Origin of the sequence: Sphingobium sp. B1D7B, from assembly GCF_025961965.1 — a bacterium.
In the GTDB taxonomy this organism is placed as follows: domain Bacteria; phylum Pseudomonadota; class Alphaproteobacteria; order Sphingomonadales; family Sphingomonadaceae; genus Sphingobium.
The window spans coordinates 2210101-2231295 of sequence record NZ_JAOQOR010000001.1 but is presented as its reverse complement, the minus strand read 5'-3'; the positions used below and the strand labels follow the sequence as shown (position 1 = coordinate 2231295).

Sequence of the window (21195 nt, the reverse complement as noted above, 5' to 3'; positions counted from 1 at the left end):
GCTCGGTCGTGCGCGGATAGGCGATGCCGGGGAGCGGAATGTCCGCCGGCATGACATTCGTGAAATCAGAGACATGGCGCGCGAAATCGCCGTCCGTCCCATCCTTCACGATATCAGCGCCCAAGGCTTGGCGGAGGCGCGCGATGACATGGGCACCGCGCTGGGCTTCGTCCGCGAAGCCTTGTCCGCGCTCGTCCAGCGTTGCTTGGGTCATCAGGCCTCTCTCCTCTTGCAGCCACAACATAGCGCCCGGCGGCGCCCTGCATAGGCCAAGGCGATAGAACGAATCATGAAATCGGCCGCGAGCGCCGCCTCTGTTTCACCGTGAGACGGCCCTCAATTAGCGAGGCCCGTCAAAATTCTGTTAAGTATCTACATTTCTGTGATTTTTAGTGGAATTGCCACGCAAGCGGCTCCTTAAGTGCAAAAAGGTAAACTTGGTTTACGTCTTGTTAACCATAGTTTATTGTCCTCGAGGTCGGGTGATCCGACCAAATACAGGAGTCGTCGATGGTAAACGAAGTGATCGTTGAAGAACTCAGCGAGCAGGAAGTCGATCTGGTTGCGGGCGGTGGTCCGAGCCACGAATCGAGCGGTGGCATTCGCGGCTGATTTGTCAGTCGCTTCTGGTCACCACGATCAGATTGATCTTATGGCCGGGGGGGCGCGCGCGAATATGCGATCGTCCGCCCGGTTTTTATTTGTCATAACCTGAAACGGCATTTTTTCATCGCCTCGGCACAGCAGAGCATCCTAGAAAGCCGCTCAGGGGGACCGGATGCCACTCTTCAGGCGACAAGCACTCGATCATCACAACCGACTGCACGGGGACATTTTCCTCGTCCCTCCACTGCGTTGGCAGGCCATCGGCTGGCTGTTGCTTGGTCTGGTCTGTGCCGGTGTAGCCTGTCTCGCGTTCGGCAGCTTCAGCCGGACCATCAAGGCCGAGGGAAGCCTGCACATGTCAGACACGCCGTCGCCCTCCCCTTCCCAACCCGCAGCGCGCCCCTCGCCGGAATGGACGGCCCGCGTCACCGTGCCGCTCGCCCAGATCAAGGATGTTCATCAAGGCCAACAAGCCCGGGTCTCGCTCGCTGGCGGCAGCGCTGCCGACGCAACGACGCTGAGCGGCACGATTGCGGCGATCGCGACGCGCATGGACCCCGGCGAAACAACGGTGCCGGTCGAGATCCATCTGACAGCGCCAGGCGCAGAGCCGGGCAACCTCAGGGTCAGGGCCATTGACGGACAGCCTGTCACCGCGACTATCCTCATCGAACGGGTCCGCCTGTGGCGCTGGCTGTTCGCGCCGGTCCTTCCCCGCAGCGAGTCCTAGATGAACGCGCTGATTGCCAAAATCATGGGCCGGCGGCGCATTCGCCCGATCCTGCAGACCGAGGCGGCGGAATGCGGTCTCGCCTCGCTGGCAATGGTCGCCAACTGGCACGGGCATGAGCTTGATCTCAATGCCCTGCGCCAGCGCTTTGGCGTGAGCGCGCGGGGCATGACGCTGCGTCAACTGATGCAGACTGCGGACGACATGCAGCTGCTGCCGCGCCCGCTGAAGCTCGATCTGGCCGGCCTGCATCTTCTGCATCTGCCCGCCATCCTGCACTGGGATCTGAACCACTTTGTCGTGCTCGAACGCGTCGAGCCGGGCCGTGCCTATGTCGTCGACCCGGTGGGCATCGCGCGTTGGTACAAGTTCGACGAACTGGGACGCCATTTCAGCGGCGTCGCGCTGGAACTGCGCCCCTCGCAGGACTTCCAGTCCGTCCGGGCCAGGCGGCGCCTGCGCTTCCGCGATCTGTGGAGCGGCATGACGGGCGCACGCCGCACCTTTGCGCAGACGGTCATCCTCTCCATCGTCATGCAGATCTTCATTCTCGCCAGCCCCTTCTATCTGCGCACCGCCGTCGATGAGGTTCTGCCTGCGCAGGACGGCGGCCTGCTGCTCACGCTGGCGCTGGGATTTGGCGCGCTCGCGCTCATTGGTGCCGGCGCGGCGCTGCTGCGTAAATATGTGCTGCTGTCGTCAGGCGCTCTGCTCTCTTTCGGCATCACTTCCAACATCGTCCGCCACCTCTTCCGCCTGCCCATCGCCTGGTTCGAGAAGCGCAAGGTGGGAGACATCCTCACCCGCGTGCAATCCGTACTGCCGATCCAGCGCTTCCTCATCGAAAGCGCGCCGCTCGCGTTGATCGATGGCACGCTCTCGGTCCTCACCCTAGTGATGATGTTCCTGATCGCGCCCGAACTGGCACCGATCACGCTGGTCGGGCTCGTCCTTTATTCCGGCGTTCGGCTGGCCTTGCTCGCACGCGAGAAACAGCGTGAGGCGGAATATGTGAAGGCCCTCGCCCGCGAACAGGGCACGCTCATCGAGACCTTGCGCGGCATGGTCACGCTGCGCCTCGCCGGCCGCGAAGCGATGCGCCACAGCTACTGGCAGAACCGACTGACCGAGGCGCTCGGCGCGCGCTACCAGCACGAGCGCGTCAAGGCCTGGCACGAGACCGCCAAGACGATGATCCCCGCTCTGGAACTGGTGATAGTGATTTTCGTCGCCATGCGCGCCAATATGGATGGTGCCATCACGCTCGGCACCCTGTTCGCCTATCTGGCCTTTCGCACGCAATTTGTGCAAGCTGGCCAATCGCTGCTGGATGAAGGCGTCAAGCTCCGCTTGCTCGAACTCCATCTCGATCAGCTCGCGGACATTGTGCAGAGCGAGGACGATGCGGGCTTTGCCGAACCACTGAACCACGCCGACTTCTCCGGCCGGATAGAACTGCGCGATGTGCATTTTGCCTACGGCCCGCACGATCCGCCTGTGCTGCGGGGCGTCGATCTCGTCATCAAGCCGGGCGATCATGTCGCGATCACCGGCGCTTCCGGCAGCGGCAAGACGACCCTCGCCAAGATCATCCTTGGCCTGATCGATCCGACCAAGGGGCAGGTGCTGATCGACGGCCAGCCACTGCCGCAGTTCGGCCGCCGCGCCTTTCGCCAGTATGTCGCTGCGGTGCTGCAGGACGACGTCCTCTATGCTGGGTCCATCGCCGATAATGTCGCGGCATTTGGGGAGATCGACCCTGATCGCCTGCGGGATTGCCTCAAAGCCGCTGCCATTCTGGAGGACATTGAGGCGATGCCGATGCGGACCGAGACGCTGGTCGGGGATATGGGCTCAACCCTGTCCGGCGGACAGAAACAGCGCATCCTCCTTGCCCGCGCGCTCTATCGTGAGCCGGCACTGCTACTGCTGGATGAAGGCACCGCCCATCTCGACCTGGAGCATGAGGCCATGGTTAATCGCGCCGTCGCTGCATTGGGCATCACCCGACTCATTATCGCGCATCGGCCGGAGACGATTGCCGCCGCCGACAGGGTGATCAGGGTGGAGAACGGGGTGGTCACGAGCGATAGTCAGCCGCGGTCGACGACAAGCTAGAGCAAGCAGAACGCCGGTTTCACACCACAGACGGTACACCAGCGCGTCGCGACGAACAGTCGGCCCAAGCTCTCGAAGACCGCCGCCGCACCTCCCTGCCTGTCCCCTCGCACAAGCCTTTCCATCTCTTGTGAACAACTTGTTCACAGTTTCCTGACATTGACGTCCACTGGCGACTGAACCGCCCGAGTGTGGACCCATGTTGCGATTGCGCCTCCTTGCGAGACTGACCCGGTCGGCTCGCAGCCTCATCCTCGCCGCGGCGTGCCTCATCGGCATGATCGTGATGATGAGTGGCGCCGGCACGTCGCTGGACAATTTGACGCGCACCGAGCGCTACCAGCACTTTCCCAAGCAGCCGAGCGGCGAGCTGGTTATCGTTAAGATCGACACGCCCAGCATCAAGGCGCTGGGCACGTGGCCCTGGCCGCGCGGGCGCCATGGCGAGCTGATCGATGCCCTGAATCGCGCAGGCGCCGAGCGCATCGTCTCCAATATTATTTTCGACCAACCTGCAGCGGACCCTGCGCAGGACGACCGGCTCATCAAGGCACTCGCGGCCTCGAAGGCCGATGTCTATCTGGCCGCACTGCTGGAAAATCGCTCCAATGGGCGGGCAACCTACGAGGCGCTGCCGACGGAGGCGTTGCTGCCCTATGTCACGCCCGTCAACGTGTGGCTGCATAGCGATCCCGACCAATATTATCGGCGACTGGTGCTCAATGCTCCGGTCCTGGGTACGGAATTGCGCGATATTTCCCAGGCGCTTGCCGGCACCAACTATCCGGGGGAAGGCTCCTTCCCCATCGATTGGTCCTATTGGTGGAACCAGATCGACCATATTTCCTATTCGGACGTGCTGGCCGGCAAATTCCCCAAGGACTTTTTCAAGGGCAAGAAGGTCCTGGTCGGCATCGATGCCTTCGGCTTCGGCGACCAGTTCAACGTCCCCTATCACGAGAAGCTCTCCAGCCTTTATGTCTTTGCCGCCGCAGCGGAAACGCTGATCGCCGGACTGCCGGTCGAGGTGGGGCCGTGGCCGGCCATGCTACTCGCGCTGGCGCTGATCGGCCTCTCCTTCCTGCTCAAGCCCCGCTTTCGTTATCCGCTCTATCTGGCCGGAACCATAGGGCTGGTGCCCGCGCAGATTTACACGGAACATCTGACCCTCTGGCGGCCGGATGTCGGCCCGGCGATCCTTACGCTGGTCGCGGCGCTGGTCGCACAGTCGCTCCTCAGTGTCGCGCAGGCCTTGCTGGATCGCAGCACCAAGTCGGCTGAAGCGGGGCTCCCAAATCTGGCCGCCATGGTTCTCAACGAGGGCGAAGAAGGCGTGACGATCGTTGTCAGCCTGCGCAATTATGTGGAAACGACGGCGCTGCTTGGCCTCGCGGCGCAGGGCACGCTGCTCGCCAAGATTCGCGACCGCCTCATCCTCGCCGCAGGCCACGAGCGGATCTACCAGATCGACAATCACAGCTTTGCCTGGCGGAGCCGGGAGGATGTGCCGCAGGTGGTCGACAGTCTCGAGGGTCTGGAAGCGCTGTTCGCGCCGGGGGTTCAGGTCGAACAGCTCACGGTCGACATCACCCTGCACGCCGGCTTTTGCGACAAGCCGGACATGAGCGTGTCCGAAGCCATTCCTAAGGCAGTCCTCGCGGCGACCAACGCCACCAATCGCGGCATCTTGTGGGAGCGCTATGAGACCGAGGAGGACGAGCTGTTCTGGAAGCTCTCCATCCTCAACGAGTTCGAGCAGGCATTGCGCCGCGGCGATGTGTGGGTCGCTTACCAGCCCAAGCTGGACCTGCACGGCAATCGCATCACCAGCGCCGAAGCGCTGATCCGCTGGATTCACCCCGAGCGCGGCTTTATCCGGCCGGACCGGTTCGTCCGCGCCATCGAGGATGCAGGGCGGATCGAGCGGCTAACGCTCTATGTGCTCGAACGCGCCATTGCCGACTTCGCGCCGCTCAATCTCTCGGTCGCAGTCAATCTCTCCATGCGCATGGTCGGCAAGAACAAGCTGGAGGCGCCACTTCGCCTGCTGCTAGATACCTACGGAATGCCTGCCGAAAATCTTACGCTGGAGATTACAGAATCGGCCAGCATGGCGGACGAACAGGGCATCGCCGAACTGGAGTCGCTCCGGGCGATGGGCGTGCATATCTCCATCGATGACTATGGCACCGGCCAATCAACGCTATCCTATCTCAAGCGCTTGCCGGCGTCCGAACTCAAGATCGACCAGAGCTTCGTGCGGCAAATCCTCACCAGCCGCAGCGATGCTGTGTTGATCAATTCCACCATCAAGCTGGCCCATGAGCTCGACATGCAGGTGGTTGCCGAGGGCGTGGAGGACGAGAATGTCCTGCAGGCACTGGCCGCGATGGAATGCGACATCATCCAAGGCTATCATATCGGTCGCCCGGTGGCGCTTCCCGACTTTCTCGCCAATCTGCAAGCGGCGAACCGCAAGGCTGCGAGCCGAGCCCGCAAGAGCGCCCTTTCCGCAGCATAACAGGCAACGAAAAAGGCGCCGGATCGAAGACCCGGCGCCTTTTTGGCGTTTATGTCGGTCTATTTACCGCACCGAACCGCGACGAACCAGATTGACGATCGCGAGCAGCACGATGGCGCCAAGCAGCGAAACGATGATCGAGGTCAGATTGATCGCGCCCGATGTGATCGGGGCGGCGCCGAGGATCGGGGACAGCAGGAAGCCGGCGAGAACCGCACCGACAATACCCACCACGATATTCAGCAAAATGCCCTGCTGGGCATCGGTGCGCATGATCAGACTGGCAAGCCAACCAACAATGCCACCGACAATAAGAAGAATGATAAGGCCCATATTCCGTCTCCCTCAGTGATGTTGAAGGCAAAACAATTGTCTGAGGAATTCGTTCCGTTCTTGCTGAACGAATAGTTGACAAAGGCCGTCATCTTGAATCGAGTGCAGGGCGCGACATGGGCCCATCTTGCGGCCGTAACTTTACACAAGTTACAGGCTCAATTGCGCCTCGATCACGCGCCGCAAGTCTTCGAGGCGATAGGGCTTCTTGAGAATGGCGACCGCGTTCCGATGCTCCGCCCCGTCCATCGCGTCACCCGCGCCGGTTGCGAAGGCGAACGGGACACCTTTTTCCGCGAGACGGGCAGCGACGGGAAGGCTGTCTTCCTCATCGCCTAGCTTGAGATCGAGCAGCCCGAAATCGAACGCGACTTCGTTCACGAATGCCAGCGCTTCGGCGAGGTTGGCGGCCACCCGCACATCCGTGATGCCCAAGTCTTCGAGCAGGGCTTCGGTATTCATCGCGATGATCGGATTATCTTCGACCAGAAGAACGGCGTGGGGGCGTGGCGACAAGGGCGAGCCTGTTAGCAAGGATTGACGGGGCAATTATGCGCACCCGCCCGATGCGATCCACAGCGTTGCGATGGACCGAACCAAGTGCGGGTCTTTACGCTTGTTTCGAGGTTAAAGGCTGGCGACCTTGTCGAGATCCGCCAGCATTTCCGTGTGAGAGACGGCGCGGCTCTTCGAGCGCCCGCCCTTCTCACCCTCGTCGCCGAGCATGTCTTCCAGGCTCCGGCGGGCGCGCGCGACGCGGCTTTTCATCGTGCCGACCGCACATTGGGCGATGTCCGCGGCTTCCTCGTAGCTGAAGCCACCCGCCCCGACGAGCAGCAAGGCCTCGCGACGTTCGGGCGACAGGCGCATCATCGCGGCCCGCAGATCGCCCATGTGCAGGCCATCTTCCTGCCCCGCGGGCTGGCTCAGCAGCTTTTCGGCAAGGTCGGGATCATAATCGCCGCGGAACCGGTTGCGTCGCGCTTCGCTCAGATAGACGTTGCGCAGAATGACGAATGTCCAACTGCGCATGCTGGTGCCGGGCTGGAAGGAATCCCGCGCGGCCCAAGCCTTGAGCATCGTCTCCTGAACGAGGTCGTCGGCATAGTCCGGGCGACCGCACAAACCTCTCGCGAAAGCGCGAAGGTGCGGAAGAACGCCGGTCATCTCCGTACGAAAATCATAATTTTTCGGGATGTTACTGGCTGTCACCGCTTTTATCCAGCTTCTTGAGGAGCGCCACAAAGTCGTCCGGCAATTGCTCGTCGACGACTTCATCGTACATCCGCCTCAAGCCTTCGGCCCAAACGGGTTTTGCGCGACCACTGCGCTGCACGGAGTTCTTTCCGGGCTTTTCAGGCGTGCTGGACATGCCCCTACTTGCCTCGCAGAATATAGAATTGTTGAGATGTGACTGCACAACCGTTCCCAAAACCTCTGAAATCCAATTCCCGCCCCCTCGTAAAGTGACTGATGTGCGTTCCGGCGCGCAGCTCACGCCGCGACAGCGCGCAACATCCAGACATTTTCCTCATGCTTTCCGATGCGAGCTGTCAACATGTCTGCACTAAAGACATCGTCGCCTTCTTCGGCGACCGCGACAGCCTCACGAAGACGCCGGGCGACCGCTTCGTTATCCTTGATCAGCGCATCAATCATCTCGGCGGAGGACTGGACCGTCTTGCTGCTCTCCACCACGCTGCGCTCGGCATAGTCGCCAAAGGCTGCAGGAGCGACGTGGCCAAGCGCCCGAATACGCTCCGCCAGCGCGTCGCTGGCCAGCGCCAGATCCTCATATTGGGCTTCGGTCAGCTTGTGCAGACCAAAGAAGCTCGGCCCGACGATGTTCCAATGTACACCCAGCGTCTTGAGATACAGCGAGAAACTGTCAGCCAGAGCATCGGCAAGCTTGTCGGCAATCGCATCGACATTCTGCCGATCGATCCCGGTGTTGAAGGCCGCATCTTTCGGTTTTGCATTCAGGGCGCTATTCGCCATCACTGATCTCCGCTGGGGGCGTACGAATGGGGGAACGATCCCAAGGGGAAAGAGTTCCGATCTAACGGATCACGGCGCTTTGGCACCTCTTTGGTAATTTGGGTTCATGGTGAATTGGGATATTGGCAAACGTGCCAAGCGACGCTTCGATAGCTGGTTAAGAGAGTATCCCCGGGCGACGCCGATCGGGGTCTTCCTGTTTTCGCTTACGCTTGTCGGGGCCAGCGCGTGGTCTGTCGAAGTCGCGTCCGAGCGGACGCGGCGAGCGGCCGCTGTCATGCAGGCTGGGGAGATCGTGGCCGCTCTGCAGCGGCAGGCAGCCGCCAGTTCCGCCTATTTCCAAGCCACCAGCGCGCTCTTTCTCAGCGCAGACGGGGTCAGCCCCGAGTTCTTTCGCGACTTCATCACCCGGCTGCGCCAGGATTATGATTTTACGGGTGTCGTGGCCATTGGCTGGGCGCGCCACACCACAGCCGCGGAACTTCCGGCGCTGACCTCAAGAATGCAAGAAGCGGGTTATGAGGACTTCGCCGTCAACCCTGCTCCCGCACCGTCGAAGCAGGCGATGTATATCATCACCATCGTCGAGCCCAATTCCCTGGCCAATCGCCGCGTTCTCGGCTTCGACATCCATAGCGACGCACGGCGGGCGGCCGCGATCGACCGCGCGTTGCGAACCCGCTCAATGGCGGCGACAGACCCGGTCAAGCTGAAGATCGACGAGCATGCCGACCACAACACCGGCATCGTCGTGCTGCTCCCGGTCGCGCAGAGTGATGAGGGCCCAGTCAATGGCTTCATCTATGGCGCCATCCGGGTCGAGGAATTCATTCGCGCTGCTGTGAAACCATCCCTGCTGGAAACCGGCCGGATCGAGATTTTCGACACCACCCCGGATGGGCAGGAGCGCATCTTTGCCGCCGGCGATAGCGAGAGAGTGGAAAGGCCGCTGGAGCAGCGCTTCTCCCTGTTCGACCAGCAATGGTCCGTGCGCTTCTATCCAGCCGGTGAGCACTGGCTCTACCCCCTCACACTGGTCGTGCTGGTCGGCGGCGTCTCCTTTTCGATGCTGCTACTCGCCTACATCCTGCTCGTGCAGCGCCGCAACGAGGATCTCGTCGCGCTCGTCAATGCGCAGGCCGAGCGCGAGGCGGAGCGCGCCGCCTTCGTGCGCGAACTCAACCACCGGGTGAAGAACTCGCTCTCTAACGTCACGTCGATCATCGCCCTGACCCGGCGGAACGCAACCGACATCAATAGCTTTGCCGACAATCTAATGGAGCGAGTGCGCGCGTTGGCCGCCAGCCACTCATTGCTGGATGGCGCGCAATGGGGACCGACGGACCTCAAGGCGCTTATCGAGACTCAGTTGGGATCGCATGGCCACGCGCGCGGCCGCATCGTGTCCGATGGCCCCAATGTGCTAATCTCGCCCAACGATGCGCTGTCCATCGGCTTGGCACTGCACGAACTGCTCACCAACGCGACACGATATGGCGCCTTGTCCGCCGATCAGGGCGAAGTGCATCTGCACTGGTCGGTGGGAGATGAGAAGATCTCGGTATCGTGGGAAGAGCGCGGCGGTCCGCCGGTTGTGGAACCGGTCAAGCGCGGCTTTGGCCTGAACCTGATCGAGCGGGCTTTGGCCCACGAGCTGGGAACGCCGATCCGCATCGACTTTTTGTCGAGCGGCCTCATGTGCACGTTCGATATCCCCCTGCGCAAACCGAAATCGTTCCAGTTGCGCAGGAAGGATGGCGCCGCTTAACGCAGCGGCGCCGTGGACCCGAAGAACGCGACCTGCCCGATCGTCGCGCGAACGAAGTCGTCGCTGAAAGGCTTGGTGATCAGATAGGTCGGCTCCGGGCGTTCGCCGGTGAGCAAGCGCTCCGGGAAAGCAGTGATGAAGATCACCGGAACCGAGAACTTGCCTAGGATCTCGTTGACCGCATCGATCCCTGAACTGCCGTCCGCCAGCTGAATATCGGCCAGCACGAGATCCGGCCGGTGCTGATCGAACAGTGCCACCGCCTGCGCGTGCGTCGCAGCGGTACCCACCGCAACATGGCCGATGGAGGTCACGATCTCCTCGATCTGGAACGCGATGAGCGGCTCATCCTCGATGATCAACACGTTGAGACGGCTGCTGGAATCGATATCCGCCAGCGCGCTGTCGATCATCTCGCGAACGTCGTCCTCGGGGCAGTCGAGAATCTCGGCGATCTCGCTTTCCGAAAAATCTTCCACGGCGTTCAGCAGCAGCGCCTGACGGGCCAGCGGCGTCACCAGTTCCAGGCGATTGCTGGCAGTCGTGCCTTCATCCGAGCCGAGGCCGCCGCTCATCGACAGCTCAGCGCCGGCGGAAGCGTAGATGCGTGAGAAGGCACTGAACAGCCCGGTCCGCGATGTGGAGATTTGTTCGCGCAGGCTGGAATCGGCCAAAGCCGCCTCCAGAAGCTCCCGCACGAAACTGTCACCCAGCGACTGAGACCCCGTCAGAATTCGAGCATATCGCCGCAGATAAGGAAGTTGCCGCGCGATAAGGTCGGATAGAGCCATATGAACGTGTCTCCTGCATTTCAGCCAGCGCCCACAACCAAGAACACCGCATGACGCGGTGGAGCACCAAAAGTGCGCGGAATGTACGGTTTCGACAGGGTTCCCCACAAGAAATTTATTTTTGCAGACCTCGGGAACCAACGCGATTCAGGTGCATTTGAGGATCAGCATTGACATTAGTCTGCCCCCGATAATGTCAGCGTCACTTGACCGGTTTCCGCTCCTCCTCACCCCCCCCAAAGCGCGGAAACCGGTCAACCACCCCACATTATCTCCCGTCCTTCCTCTGCTGAGCCCGTGCCCGCGCGGCGAACAGAGGAACCATCCGTCCGAACCACCGTTGGGTTCAGGAAGGTTATCACGAGGAGTTAAGCCATGCACATTCGCACAAACCGTTCCACGCCTCTGGAAGACGGCCGCGACGTGATCATAACGCTTCGCTCCCGCGCGGAGGATATTGCCGAGCGTGGTCTTGCCAGGGCAACAACGCTGGCGGACGAGGCCGGCCGCCGGGCATCCCGGTTGGGGAAGGATACAGCGCGCAAGGTTTCGAAGGGCTCGAAATCCCTCGTTGAGAATGTGCGCGATCATGTGCCCGGCATGAAGCCCTCAGGCCTCGCGGCTTCGCCGGCCGCCCGGTTCGTCCGCCGCCACCCCGCCCTGCTCGTTGCCGTCGGACTGACCGCTGCGACGGTGGGATATCTCGCATGGCGCGCGCAGCAAGACACTGAAGAATCAGACGATTCTTCAGAGGGTTAATAAGCGAAAACCATTCTCTGCCAAATTAAGCGAGAAAGTTTTCGAAGGCCGGAACGAACCCGTCTATAGCTCGTTTAACGGGCAGATCTGGCACCATCAGGCTATTTTAGATGCTGCTAGCCCGGTGGTGCCAGATCCCCTCCTTCGCCTCGGACAGGCTAGGGTCGCGCAGACGCGGGCCGTGACAAAGCCTCGAAGAGCGCCCGCATCCCTAGAAAATCTTGACATCCGCGCCCGCCTTCATCATGGCGCAAGCGGTTGCCCGTGTGATCCAAAAGAGTCACGCGCCCTCTATTCACGGAATTCTGATGCCCTTTGCCGATCTCGGCCTTTCGAACGAATTGCTGCAAGCCGTCGGCGAGGCGGGGTATTCAGAGCCGACTCCGATTCAAGCGCAGGCAATTCCCTCCGTCCTGATGATGCGGGACATCATCGGCATCGCGCAGACCGGCACCGGCAAGACGGCCAGCTTCGTCCTCCCGATGATCGACATTCTGGCTCAGGGCCGCAGCCGCGCCCGGATGCCGCGCAGCCTCATTCTCGAGCCGACGCGCGAACTCGCGGCGCAGGTCGCCGAGAATTTCGAGAAATACGGCAAATATCACAAGCTTTCGATGGCGTTGCTCATCGGTGGCGTCTCGATGGGCGACCAAATCAAGGCGCTCGAAAAGGGCGTCGACGTGCTGATCGCGACGCCTGGTCGCCTGATGGACCTGTTCGAGCGGGGCAACATCTTGCTGACCGGCTGTTCGCTGCTGGTCATCGACGAGGCGGATCGGATGCTCGACATGGGCTTCATCCCCGATATCGAGAATATCTGCACCAAGCTGCCCGCGAACCGGCAGACGCTATTGTTCTCGGCGACGATGCCGCCGCCGATCAAGAAGCTTTCGGATCGCTTCCTGAGCAATCCCAAGTCGATCGAGGTAGCGCGCCCGGCCACCGCCAGCGCCAACATCACGCAGATGCTGGTGCCCGTCGCCGAGCGGGCCAAGCGCGAGACGCTGCGCTCGCTGCTGCGGAGCGAGAGCGCGGAAAGCGCGATCATCTTCTGCAATCGCAAGACGATGGTGCGGGAGCTGAACAAGAGCCTCAAGCGCCACGGCTTCCGGTCTGGCGAAATCCACGGCGATATCGATCAGGCCGCGCGCATCGCGGAGCTGGATCGCTTCAAGTCCGGTGAGATCAACTTGCTTGTCGCCTCCGACGTTGCCGCGCGCGGGCTCGATATCAAGGGCGTCAGTCACGTCTTCAACTTCGATGCGCCCTGGCACCCGGACGATTATGTGCACCGCATCGGCCGCACGGGCCGCGCCGGCGCGACCGGCAAGGCATTCACCTTCATCACCAATAGCGATGCTGAAGCTGTCGAGAATATCGAGAAGCTGATCGGCACGAAAATCCCGCGCCTCGACATGGGCACGCAGGCCACCGACGATGGTGAGGATGAAGGGCGCGGACGCGATCGTCGCGGTGGCGCGAAAGGCGCATCCAAGCGTCCTGCCAAGGCACCCGCTCGGCGTGAGCGTGGCGCCGACGCCAAGGGTGATCGTGAAACCGAATCGCTCGCCCCCGAGGCACGCCCCGCGCGTGAGGATGCGCGCCCGCCGCGTGAGACCCGTGAGGATCGCCAGCCCCAGCCACGGCGCCAGGATGCCCGGTCTGACGCTGAGCGTCCCAAGGCCCCGCAGCAACGCAATCGCGCGGATCAGGAGCCGGATGACGGATGGAACGGCCCCATGCCGGATTTCCTCTCCGTAGGCTTCAACAACTAAACCTACCGACGATACAGACGGGAGGCTCGGGGACGCGGCAACGCGTCTCCACGCCTGCCAATTGGCGGTGCGCAAACCGGCGATTTCGGTGCTATCCGACACTCAGGTCGCTATCGCAACGCGACGCGCCACCAACACGCAAAACCCGATTGCAATCGGCGCGGGCCTTGCCTATAGGCAGCCCTCCCTGGGGGCTGTAGCTCAGTTGGGAGAGCGCGTCGTTCGCAATGACGAGGTCAGCGGTTCGATCCCGCTCAGCTCCACCAGGGATTTTTCTTCCAGCCACGCTATCGCTCCCTCCCCGGCTTAAGCCGCGCGGCGGGAAGACGCATTTTCTGTGAACCGGTCCGCCTTTTTGGGGTTGCCACTCCGGCCATCCCACGGCATAGGCGCCGGACCTGATGACGGCTCCGCAACGGACCGACATGGATGGCCCCTTCGTCTAGCGGTTAGGACGCGGCCCTTTCACGGCTGAAACACGGGTTCGATTCCCGTAGGGGTCACCACTCAGACTTTCCCTCATTATCAAGCGCAGCATCACACCGGTCGCGCCGGCGTCACTCCGCCGGGGCCATGGCGGCCGATGGACCATTTGCCTCGTCCAGCGCCGCCAGATCGCCGCGCGCCCGTGCCTGCCGACCGTAGACCAGCTCAAACAGCGGCCCCGCCATCACCGTCGTGACGATGGCCATGAGGACCAGCATCGCGAACAGCGTCGGACCGATAATACCCTTTTGCAGGCCGATGTTGATGATGATGAGTTCCATCAGCCCCCGGGCGTTCATCAACGCACCGATGCCCAGCGCCGTGCGATGATCCTCGCCCGCCAGCCGAGCGGCGGCCCAGCAGGCCCCGAATTTGGCGATCACCGAGACGAGCAGAATGGCCAGCGCCGTCAGGAGCAGCTGCACGGAGTTCACCATGTCCATGCGCGTGTTCAGGCCGGAATAAGTGAAGAACATCGGCAAGAGCAGCACCACCACCAGCGGCTCGACCTTGCGCTTGATTTCAAGCGCAATCAGCCCGCGCGGCATACAGGCGCCGAGCAGGAAACCGCCGAAGATTGCGTGTATGCCGATCGCGTCCATGAGAAACGCCGAGAGGCTGAACAGGGCAAGGACGATAGCGAGGACCGTCATGCTCAGCCCGCCCTCCGCCTCCACGAGGCGCCCGAGCGGGATGAGCAGCCGGCGGCCCCACAGCAGCATGAGCCCCGCGTAGAGCAGCGCGCCGACAATGGCGATCACCGCCACGCCCGGTCCGGCACCGAAGGTCGCCAGCACGACCGCGAGCACGCACCAGGAGGCGGCATCGTCGAAGGCGCCCGCCGTCAGCGAGAGTGTGCCCAGCGACGTGTTGGCGAGGCCGCGCTCGTTGATGATCCGCGCCAGCATGGGAAAGGCTGTGAGCGCGATGCACGCGCCGAGGAACAAGGTGGCGCTCCCCCTTCCCACCCCGGCCGTGAACAGCCCGTCGATCGTCAGCAGCCAGGGGGTGATCACCGCCGCCAGCATGAACGGCACGGCGATGCCCGCCGCCGACACCGCGCCGGCGGCGCGCGCCTTCGAGCGGACGTGATCGAGCCGGAGCGTCAGTCCAACCAGAAACATATAGAGGCCCACGCCAAGCTGCGCGCCGACATAAAGGACGTTGCTGGTTTCCTTGGGGAAAACCGCGGCCTGCAGATCCGGCGCAAATAGGCCAAAGAGCGACGGACCCAGCACGACGCCGGCGATCATTTCCCCGACCACCTGCGGTTGGCGAAACAGGGTGCGGCCGAGCCATCCCACCACCCGGCACGTCACAAGGATGACGGCGATCTGCAGGAAGAAGTGCACGCTGTAGTCGGATGGCATTAAGCTCACAGCGGACTGGACGGCGGGGCCGTGGGGCGTCAAGACACGGCCCAGTTCACCCCAAAGCGATTGCTGCATCGCGCCCTGCTCCATATGTCCTCCCCGATGGCCCGCTTGTCCCGCGCCTGATCGGAAGCTACCATGGTAGCGTTATCATTGAAAGCGAGGACTGAAGCGGCTGTGAATGGCCAACTGGCGCGTCTGGCCCAACAAAAAAGCGGCTATGCGCTGCCTATGGATTGCCCGGCGAGCTGGGGAGGCATCGGAAATTCGGCGATACAAAACTTCCCGAGCGCAGTCGCGCCCCGTTGCCTTTGCGCGCCCGGCCTCATATGTCGGAGTAATAAAGGGAGTCTCTCATGACCGAATTCCGCTCGATCACTGCCGAAACCGGTGCGCCTTATGGTGACCCGCTGCCCGTTCACGGCCCGCAGGATGTCGCCGCCGCCTGCGCGTCCGCCGAGGAGGCCTTCGGGGTCTATCGCGCGACGAGCCGCGAAGATCGTGCGCGTTTTCTTGAGCGTTGCGGCGAGGAGATCATGGCGCTGGGCGATGGCCTGATCGAAACCGCCATGCGCGAGAGCGGCCTGCCGCGCCCCCGGCTCGAAGGCGAGCGTGGACGCACCGTGGGCCAGCTGCGCATGTTCGCCGATGTCGTGCGCAAAGGATGGTGGCAGCAGTTGCGCGTCGACCCCGCCATGCCCGACCGGCAGCCGCTGCCCCGCCCCGATCTGCGGATGCGGATGATCCCGCTCGGCCCGGTGGCGGTGTTCGGTGCCTCCAACTTCCCCCTCGCCTTCTCGACCGCCGGTGGCGACACGGCCTCTGCACTCGCGGCGGGTTGCCCGGTCGTCGTCAAGGGCCACCCGGCCCACCCGATCACGGCCTCGCTGATGGCGCAGGCGCTGACGGCGGCGGTGAAGGCCTGCGATCTCCCGGCGGGCGTGTTCAGCCAGATCATGGGGCCGTCGCACGAACTCGGCGCCGCGCTCGTCCAAGACCCGCGCATCACGGCGGTCGGCTTCACCGGCTCACGCGCCGGCGGCCTCGCGCTGGTCAAGTTGGCGCAGGCCCGCCCGGTTCCGATCCCGGTCTATGCGGAGATGTCGAGCATCAATCCGGTTCTGCTTCTCCCGCAGGCCCTCAAGGCGCGCGGCGCGGCGCTGGGCACCGCCTTCGTCGGCTCGCTGACGATGGGCGCCGGCCAGTTCTGCACCAATCCGGGCCTGCTGATCACCATGGAGGGCGACGGGCTCGATGCCTTCATTGCCAGCGCAACCGAGGGCGTGGCAGCGGCCGCCCCACAGACCATGCTCACCGCCGGCATTCGCGATGCCTATGGGAAAGGCGTTGCGGCGCTGGCCGGCCATGACGCAGTCGAAACGTTGGCCAGTGGCAACCCCGGTGAGGGCACCAGCGGTGGCGCCATCTTGTTCCAGACCAGCGCCGAGGCTTTCCTCGCCAACCCCGATCTCGCCGACGAGGTATTCGGCGCCAGCGGCATCCTGGTGCGCTGCGCCGATGAGGCCGAGATCGTGGCGATCCTCGAGGCGCTCGAAGGTCAGCTTACCGCGACGCTCCATATGGACGCCGAGGATGAGCCGCTTGCTGCGCGGCTGCTGCCGGTGCTGGAACGCAAGGTGGGGCGTATCCTCGCCAATGGCTGGCCGACCGGCGTCGAGGTCTGCCACGCCATGGTCCATGGCGGCCCCTTCCCGGCCACGTCGGACGGCCGCACCACCTCGGTGGGGAGCCTCGCCATCGATCGCTTCCTGCGGCCGGTGAGCTACCAGAACCTCGCCCAGTCGGTGCTGCCAGAGCCGCTGCGCGATACCGCACTGGGGGATGGCATCCCGCGCCTGTATGATGGCACTTTGCTCGCCGGTCGCTGAGGCCGGCAATCCCCGACGAGACAGCACGAACCGGCGCCCGCGCGGCGCATGAGGAACGGAAGAGGACGTCCAATGGCCACGCGTTTGCTCCAACATCAGGCACCTTCCGGCGCGCGATCCGTGATCCTCGCCGTGGATGACGAGGCTTGGCTGCTGCAGGGCAGCAGCAGCATCCGGGCACTGGCGCGGGACGCCCTCGCCCGGCGCCAGTCGTTACTGGAGACCGTGCAGCATTATGCCAAAGGTGCCTCTGTGGATCTCGCCGCCGCCTTCTCGGCCGGCGAATTGCTCGCGCCGATCGACCATGAAGACCCGGCCCATCTGCTGATGACGGGCACCGGCCTCACCCATCTCGGCTCCGCAGAAGGCCGGGACAAGATGCACAAGCAGGCGCTGAAGGCCGAAACGCTAACGGATTCGATGCGCATCTTCCTGGAAGGGCTGGAAGGCGGCAAGCCCGCACTTGGCGAGATCGGCCAGCAGCCGGAATGGTTCTACAAGGGCGATGGCTCGCAGTTGCTCGGACCGCACCAGCCGCTGGACATGCCGGGCTTCGCGCAGGATGGCGGCGAGGAGCCGGAATTGGCCGGCATCTACATCATCGATGCAGACGGCAAGCCGTGGCGGCTCGGTTTTGCGCTTGCTAATGAGTTTAGCGATCATGTGACCGAGCGGCACAATTATCTCTGGCTGGCGCACTCCAAGCTCCGCAAGGCCGCGCTCGGGCCGGAATTGCTGCTCGGCCCGGCGCCAGCGCATATCGAGGGGACCAGTCGCATCCGCCGGGGGGCTGACGTGATCTGGGAAAAACCCTTCCTCTCGGGCGAGGCAAACATGTCCCACAGCATCGCCAATCTCGAGCATCATCATTTCAAATATGCGCTCTTCCGCCGGCCGGGCGATCTGCACGTGCATTTCTTCGGCACGGCCACTTTGTCCTTCAGTGATGGCGTGAGCGCGCAGGAAGGGGACGTGTTCGAGATCGGCGCGGCGCCCTTCACGCTGCCGGTCTCCAATCCGCTCACGCGCATGGCAGAAACCCGCATCACCCCGGGCGTGCTGTGATGAGCGCCACGCCCATCCGCATCGCGCTGCAAGGCGTGGGCAAGATCGCGCGCGACCAGCATTTTCCCGCCATTGCCGCCAATCCCGATTTCGCCCTGACCGCAACCGTCAGCCGCCATCCGGACGGATTTGTCGATGTCCCGCATTTCAGCGATCTTGAGGCGCTGATCGCCGATGGCCCCGCAGTGGACGCCATAGCCCTCTGCACGCCGCCGCAGGTGCGCTATGCACTCGCCGCCCGCGCCATCGAGGCCGGTTTGCATGTGTTCCTCGAAAAGCCGCCCGGCGCCACCCTGTCGGAAGTCATTGCGCTGCAAGGTCTGGCGGAGGCGGCAGGCGTCACCCTCTTCGCCTCCTGGCACTCGCGTTATGCCGCTGGCGTGGAGCCAGCGCGCCACTGGCTTGCCGAGCGGCGGATCGAGCATGTCTCGATCATCTGGCGCGAAGATGTGCGGGTGTGGCATCCGGGGCAGGACTGGATCTGGGAACCGGGGGGCCTTGGTGTGTTCGATCCCGGCATCAATGCCCTCTCGATCCTCACGCAGATCCTGCCCAACCCGGTGTTCCTCAAGGATGCCACGCTGCAATTCCCCGAGAACCGGGCTGCGCCGATTGCCGCCGATCTGCGCTTGTCCGACACGCTCGGCACGCCGATCCACATGGATCTCGACTGGCGCCAGACCGGGCCGCAGAGCTGGGACATCATCATAGAGACCGACGCCGGGACTGTGCATCTGGCTAAGGGCGGCGCTGTGCTCTCCCTGCCCAAGGGCACGGTCGAGAGCCCCGATGTTGAATATCCCGGCCTCTATGCTCGCTTCGCCGAACTGGTGCGCGATGGGCGCAGCGATGTTGACGCCGCGCCGCTCTGCATTGTCGCCGACAGTTTCCTGCGCGGCCAACGCGTGCAGGTGGAAGCCTTCGAGGATTGAGCCGGAAAATCTGACTGTAAGGGGTTGCCGAATCCTGATCGGCCAATCATGATAACGCTACCAACAAAGAGTGGGGAGAGGACGATGAGCGTGTGCGGCGCGAGGCGGGGCTTGGGATATGCCCGACCTGTTCTGGCGCTCGGCTGTCTGCTTACGGCCAGCGGCGCATTGGCCGCCCCTCAGCTTTCCCCGGTCTGGACGGATCAGGCCGTCATCCAGCGCGACGCGCCTATCGTCATCGTGGGAACCGCCGCCCGAGGCGAGACAATCCGCGCCACTCTCGGCAGTGAACAGGCCGCAGCCACGGCGGATGCCAATGGCGCCTTCACCCTACACTTCCCTCCACGCCCGGCCAGCGAAACACCGCTGACGCTTCAGCTCTCGGGCGCGGATGGCAATGCTGTGACGGTGCGCGATCTGCTGGTCGGCGATGTGTGGCTGTGCTCGGGCCAGTCCAATATGGAGTTCCCGCTCGCACGGGCCTTGAACGGGCCGATGGTGGTGATGCAGTCGGGCGATCCCGGCCTGCGCCTGCTGCAAATTCCCAAGGCGACCGCCAGCCTGCCCGCGCCGCGCTTCGGCAGCCCGACGGCATGGACAGCCGCGACGCCGCAATCGACGCCGGAATTCTCCGCTGCCTGCTACTTCATGGGCAAGGCGTTGCGGGCGCAGCAACAGATCCCCATCGGCCTCATCCATGCGAGCTGGGGCGGCTCGCGGCTGCGACCCTGGCTCACACCGGATGCCGCCGAAGCGCTGGACGGCAAGGACGATCTGGCAATGCTGCGCCAACATGCCACCGATCCGCTCGGCGCCGTCACCGCCTTCGCCCCGCAATGGGAGCGCTGGTATCGGGACGAAGCCGAGAAGAGCGAGCCCTGGCGCAAGCCGGATATCCTCAGCTGGCAGGATGTGCCCGCCATCGGCGTGTGGAACGACTGGACAGGCACGCGGCTCGCGAAGGATGCCACCGGCACCGTCTGGCTGCGCCGCACCGTGCGGCTGACCGGCTCACAGGCTAATGCCGGCGCGATGCTGGAGCTGGGCATCATCGACGATATGGACATGACCTTCGTCAACGGCCGCGCGGTGGGCAATACGTTCAGCTGGGACGAGGCGCGCCGCTATGCCGTCCCGCCTGCGTTGCTCCATGCGGGCGATAATGAGATCATGGTCGCGATCAGCAACAGCTGGGACAAGGGCGGTTTCACCACCGGCCCAGAACGGTTGAAGCTGACGATCGCAGGCGGTGCTGAGGTCCCCCTCGCGCAAGGCTGGCGCTACAGCATCGCCCCCGTCCCCAGCTTCCCGCCGCGCCCGCCATGGGACGGCAATGGCGGCCTGGGCGTCATGCACAATGCCATGGTCGCGCCTTTGGGGCAGATCGCCCTGCGCGGCGCTGCATGGTATCAGGGCGAGAGCGACGTGGACGTGCCCGGCTATGCCCGCCGCCTCACCGCGCTTGCGGCAGGATGGCGCCACCAGTTTGGCAAGGACATGCGGATGCTGGTGGTGCAGCTTGCCAATTACGGGCCAGCGCAACTGGCGCCGGCAGCGTCCGGTTGGGCGACCGTCCGTGAAGACCAGCGCGCCTTCGTCAACAGCGATGCCAATGCCGCCTTGGTGACCGCCATCGACATCGGCGAGCGCACCGATATCCACCCTGCCAATAAGGCGCTGCTCGGCGCCCGCTTGGCCATGGCCGCGCAGGGAACGCCTTTGCCGATGCCCATGCAAGCCTTGCGCACGCGGGGGCGCATCAGGATCAGCTTCTCAGGGATCGAGGGCAGCCTCGCCGCATGGAGCGCCGCTGCGCCCATCGGCTTCGAGCTATGCGGCGATACGCAGGAGAGCTGCCGCTATGCGCAGGCGCGCATCTCGGGAGCGGACGTGTGGCTCGAGGACGATGGCCGCGCCGCCAGCCGGGTGCGCTATGCGTGGGGCGACAGCCCCGTCGTCAATCTCTTCGATGGCCGCGCGCTGCCCGTTCCCGGCTTTGAACTGCCGATCCGCAGCGAGGCGCAGCCCTGACAAAAGATCATTCGCACTCA

Annotated in this window: 17 protein-coding genes and 2 tRNA genes; 12 read left to right on the top strand and 7 right to left on the bottom strand. The window is 63.5% G+C overall.

Going from position 1 to position 21195, the window contains the following annotated elements; all coding sequences use genetic code 11:
- Positions 1-778: 778 nt before the first annotated feature.
- From M2336_RS10340 to M2336_RS10330, 3 genes are all read left to right on the top strand, one after another.
- Complete coding sequence (locus M2336_RS10340; protein ID WP_264574850.1) at positions 779-1336, top strand: HlyD family secretion protein; 558 nt, start codon at positions 779-781, stop codon at positions 1334-1336.
- The gene (locus M2336_RS10335; protein ID WP_264592964.1) at positions 1337-3454 is read left to right on the top strand and encodes a peptidase domain-containing ABC transporter; all 2118 of its coding nucleotides are present in this window, start codon (positions 1337-1339) and stop codon (positions 3452-3454) included.
- A gap of 199 nt (positions 3455-3653) precedes the next feature.
- Positions 3654-5975 carry an EAL domain-containing protein gene (locus M2336_RS10330; protein ID WP_264574848.1) on the top strand — a complete coding sequence of 774 codons (2322 nt, stop codon included), beginning with the start codon at positions 3654-3656 and terminating at the stop codon, positions 5973-5975.
- A gap of 63 nt (positions 5976-6038) precedes the next feature.
- Here the strand turns inward: M2336_RS10330 and M2336_RS10325 are convergent, their stop codons facing one another.
- The 5 genes from M2336_RS10325 to M2336_RS10305 all read right to left on the bottom strand — a co-directional run bounded on the left by M2336_RS10325 (position 6039) and on the right by M2336_RS10305 (position 8306).
- The gene (locus M2336_RS10325) at positions 6039-6308 is read right to left on the bottom strand and encodes a GlsB/YeaQ/YmgE family stress response membrane protein (protein WP_264574847.1); all 270 of its coding nucleotides are present in this window, start codon (positions 6306-6308) and stop codon (positions 6039-6041) included.
- A gap of 150 nt (positions 6309-6458) precedes the next feature.
- Complete coding sequence (locus M2336_RS10320; RefSeq protein WP_264574846.1) at positions 6459-6824, bottom strand: response regulator; 366 nt, start codon at positions 6822-6824, stop codon at positions 6459-6461.
- Between the two features lie 111 nt (positions 6825-6935).
- A complete protein-coding gene (locus M2336_RS10315; protein WP_264572220.1) occupies positions 6936-7475 on the bottom strand; it encodes a sigma-70 family RNA polymerase sigma factor in 540 nt (179 codons plus the stop codon).
- A 31-nt stretch (positions 7476-7506) separates the two neighbouring features.
- Positions 7507-7680, bottom strand: a complete 174-nt coding sequence (locus M2336_RS10310; protein ID WP_264569909.1) for a NepR family anti-sigma factor — start codon at positions 7678-7680, stop codon at positions 7507-7509.
- Positions 7681-7802: 122 nt separating this feature from the next.
- Complete coding sequence (locus tag M2336_RS10305) at positions 7803-8306, bottom strand: Dps family protein (RefSeq protein WP_264574845.1); 504 nt, start codon at positions 8304-8306, stop codon at positions 7803-7805.
- A gap of 277 nt (positions 8307-8583) precedes the next feature.
- Here M2336_RS10305 and M2336_RS10300 point away from each other — a divergent pair, with 277 nt between their 5' ends.
- Positions 8584-10074, top strand: a complete 1491-nt coding sequence (locus M2336_RS10300) for a CHASE domain-containing protein (RefSeq protein ID WP_264592963.1) — start codon at positions 8584-8586, stop codon at positions 10072-10074.
- On the opposite strand, the gene M2336_RS10295 is transcribed toward M2336_RS10300, so the two are convergent.
- Entirely contained in the window at positions 10071-10865 is a 795-nt protein-coding gene (locus M2336_RS10295; RefSeq protein WP_264574992.1) for a response regulator, read from the bottom strand. The two genes, M2336_RS10300 and M2336_RS10295, sit on opposite strands and share 4 nt — an antisense overlap.
- A gap of 375 nt (positions 10866-11240) precedes the next feature.
- Here M2336_RS10295 and M2336_RS10290 point away from each other — a divergent pair, with 375 nt between their 5' ends.
- The 4 genes from M2336_RS10290 (at position 11241) to M2336_RS10275 (ending at position 13905) form a co-directional block, all read left to right on the top strand.
- Entirely contained in the window at positions 11241-11624 is a 384-nt protein-coding gene (locus tag M2336_RS10290; protein WP_264574843.1) for a hypothetical protein, read from the top strand.
- Positions 11625-11932: 308 nt separating this feature from the next.
- Positions 11933-13399: a DEAD/DEAH box helicase gene (locus M2336_RS10285; protein WP_264574842.1), complete on the top strand. Its 1467-nt coding sequence runs from the start codon at positions 11933-11935 to the stop codon at positions 13397-13399.
- 190 nt (positions 13400-13589) lie between these two features.
- Positions 13590-13665: transfer RNA gene (locus tag M2336_RS10280), tRNA-Ala, on the top strand.
- Positions 13666-13830: 165 nt separating this feature from the next.
- A tRNA-Glu gene (locus tag M2336_RS10275) sits at positions 13831-13905 on the top strand.
- Between the two features lie 51 nt (positions 13906-13956).
- Here M2336_RS10275 and M2336_RS10270 read toward each other — a convergent pair.
- The gene (locus M2336_RS10270) at positions 13957-15333 is read right to left on the bottom strand and encodes a cation:proton antiporter (protein ID WP_264574841.1); all 1377 of its coding nucleotides are present in this window, start codon (positions 15331-15333) and stop codon (positions 13957-13959) included.
- A gap of 281 nt (positions 15334-15614) precedes the next feature.
- Between M2336_RS10270 and M2336_RS10265 the strand changes: the two genes are divergently transcribed.
- The 4 genes from M2336_RS10265 to M2336_RS10250 all read left to right on the top strand — a co-directional run bounded on the left by M2336_RS10265 (position 15615) and on the right by M2336_RS10250 (position 21175).
- The gene (locus M2336_RS10265; RefSeq protein ID WP_264574840.1) at positions 15615-17147 is read left to right on the top strand and encodes an aldehyde dehydrogenase (NADP(+)); all 1533 of its coding nucleotides are present in this window, start codon (positions 15615-15617) and stop codon (positions 17145-17147) included.
- 72 nt (positions 17148-17219) lie between these two features.
- Positions 17220-18212: an AraD1 family protein gene (gene araD1 / locus M2336_RS10260; protein ID WP_264574839.1), complete on the top strand. Its 993-nt coding sequence runs from the start codon at positions 17220-17222 to the stop codon at positions 18210-18212.
- On the top strand, positions 18212-19144 hold the full coding sequence (locus M2336_RS10255; RefSeq protein WP_264574838.1) for a Gfo/Idh/MocA family protein: 933 nt from the start codon (positions 18212-18214) through the stop codon (positions 19142-19144). The genes araD1 and M2336_RS10255 overlap by 1 nt, the downstream gene beginning before the upstream one ends.
- Positions 19145-19228: 84 nt before the next feature.
- The gene (locus M2336_RS10250) at positions 19229-21175 is read left to right on the top strand and encodes a sialate O-acetylesterase (RefSeq protein WP_264592962.1); all 1947 of its coding nucleotides are present in this window, start codon (positions 19229-19231) and stop codon (positions 21173-21175) included.
- The last annotated feature ends 20 nt before the right edge of the window (positions 21176-21195 follow it).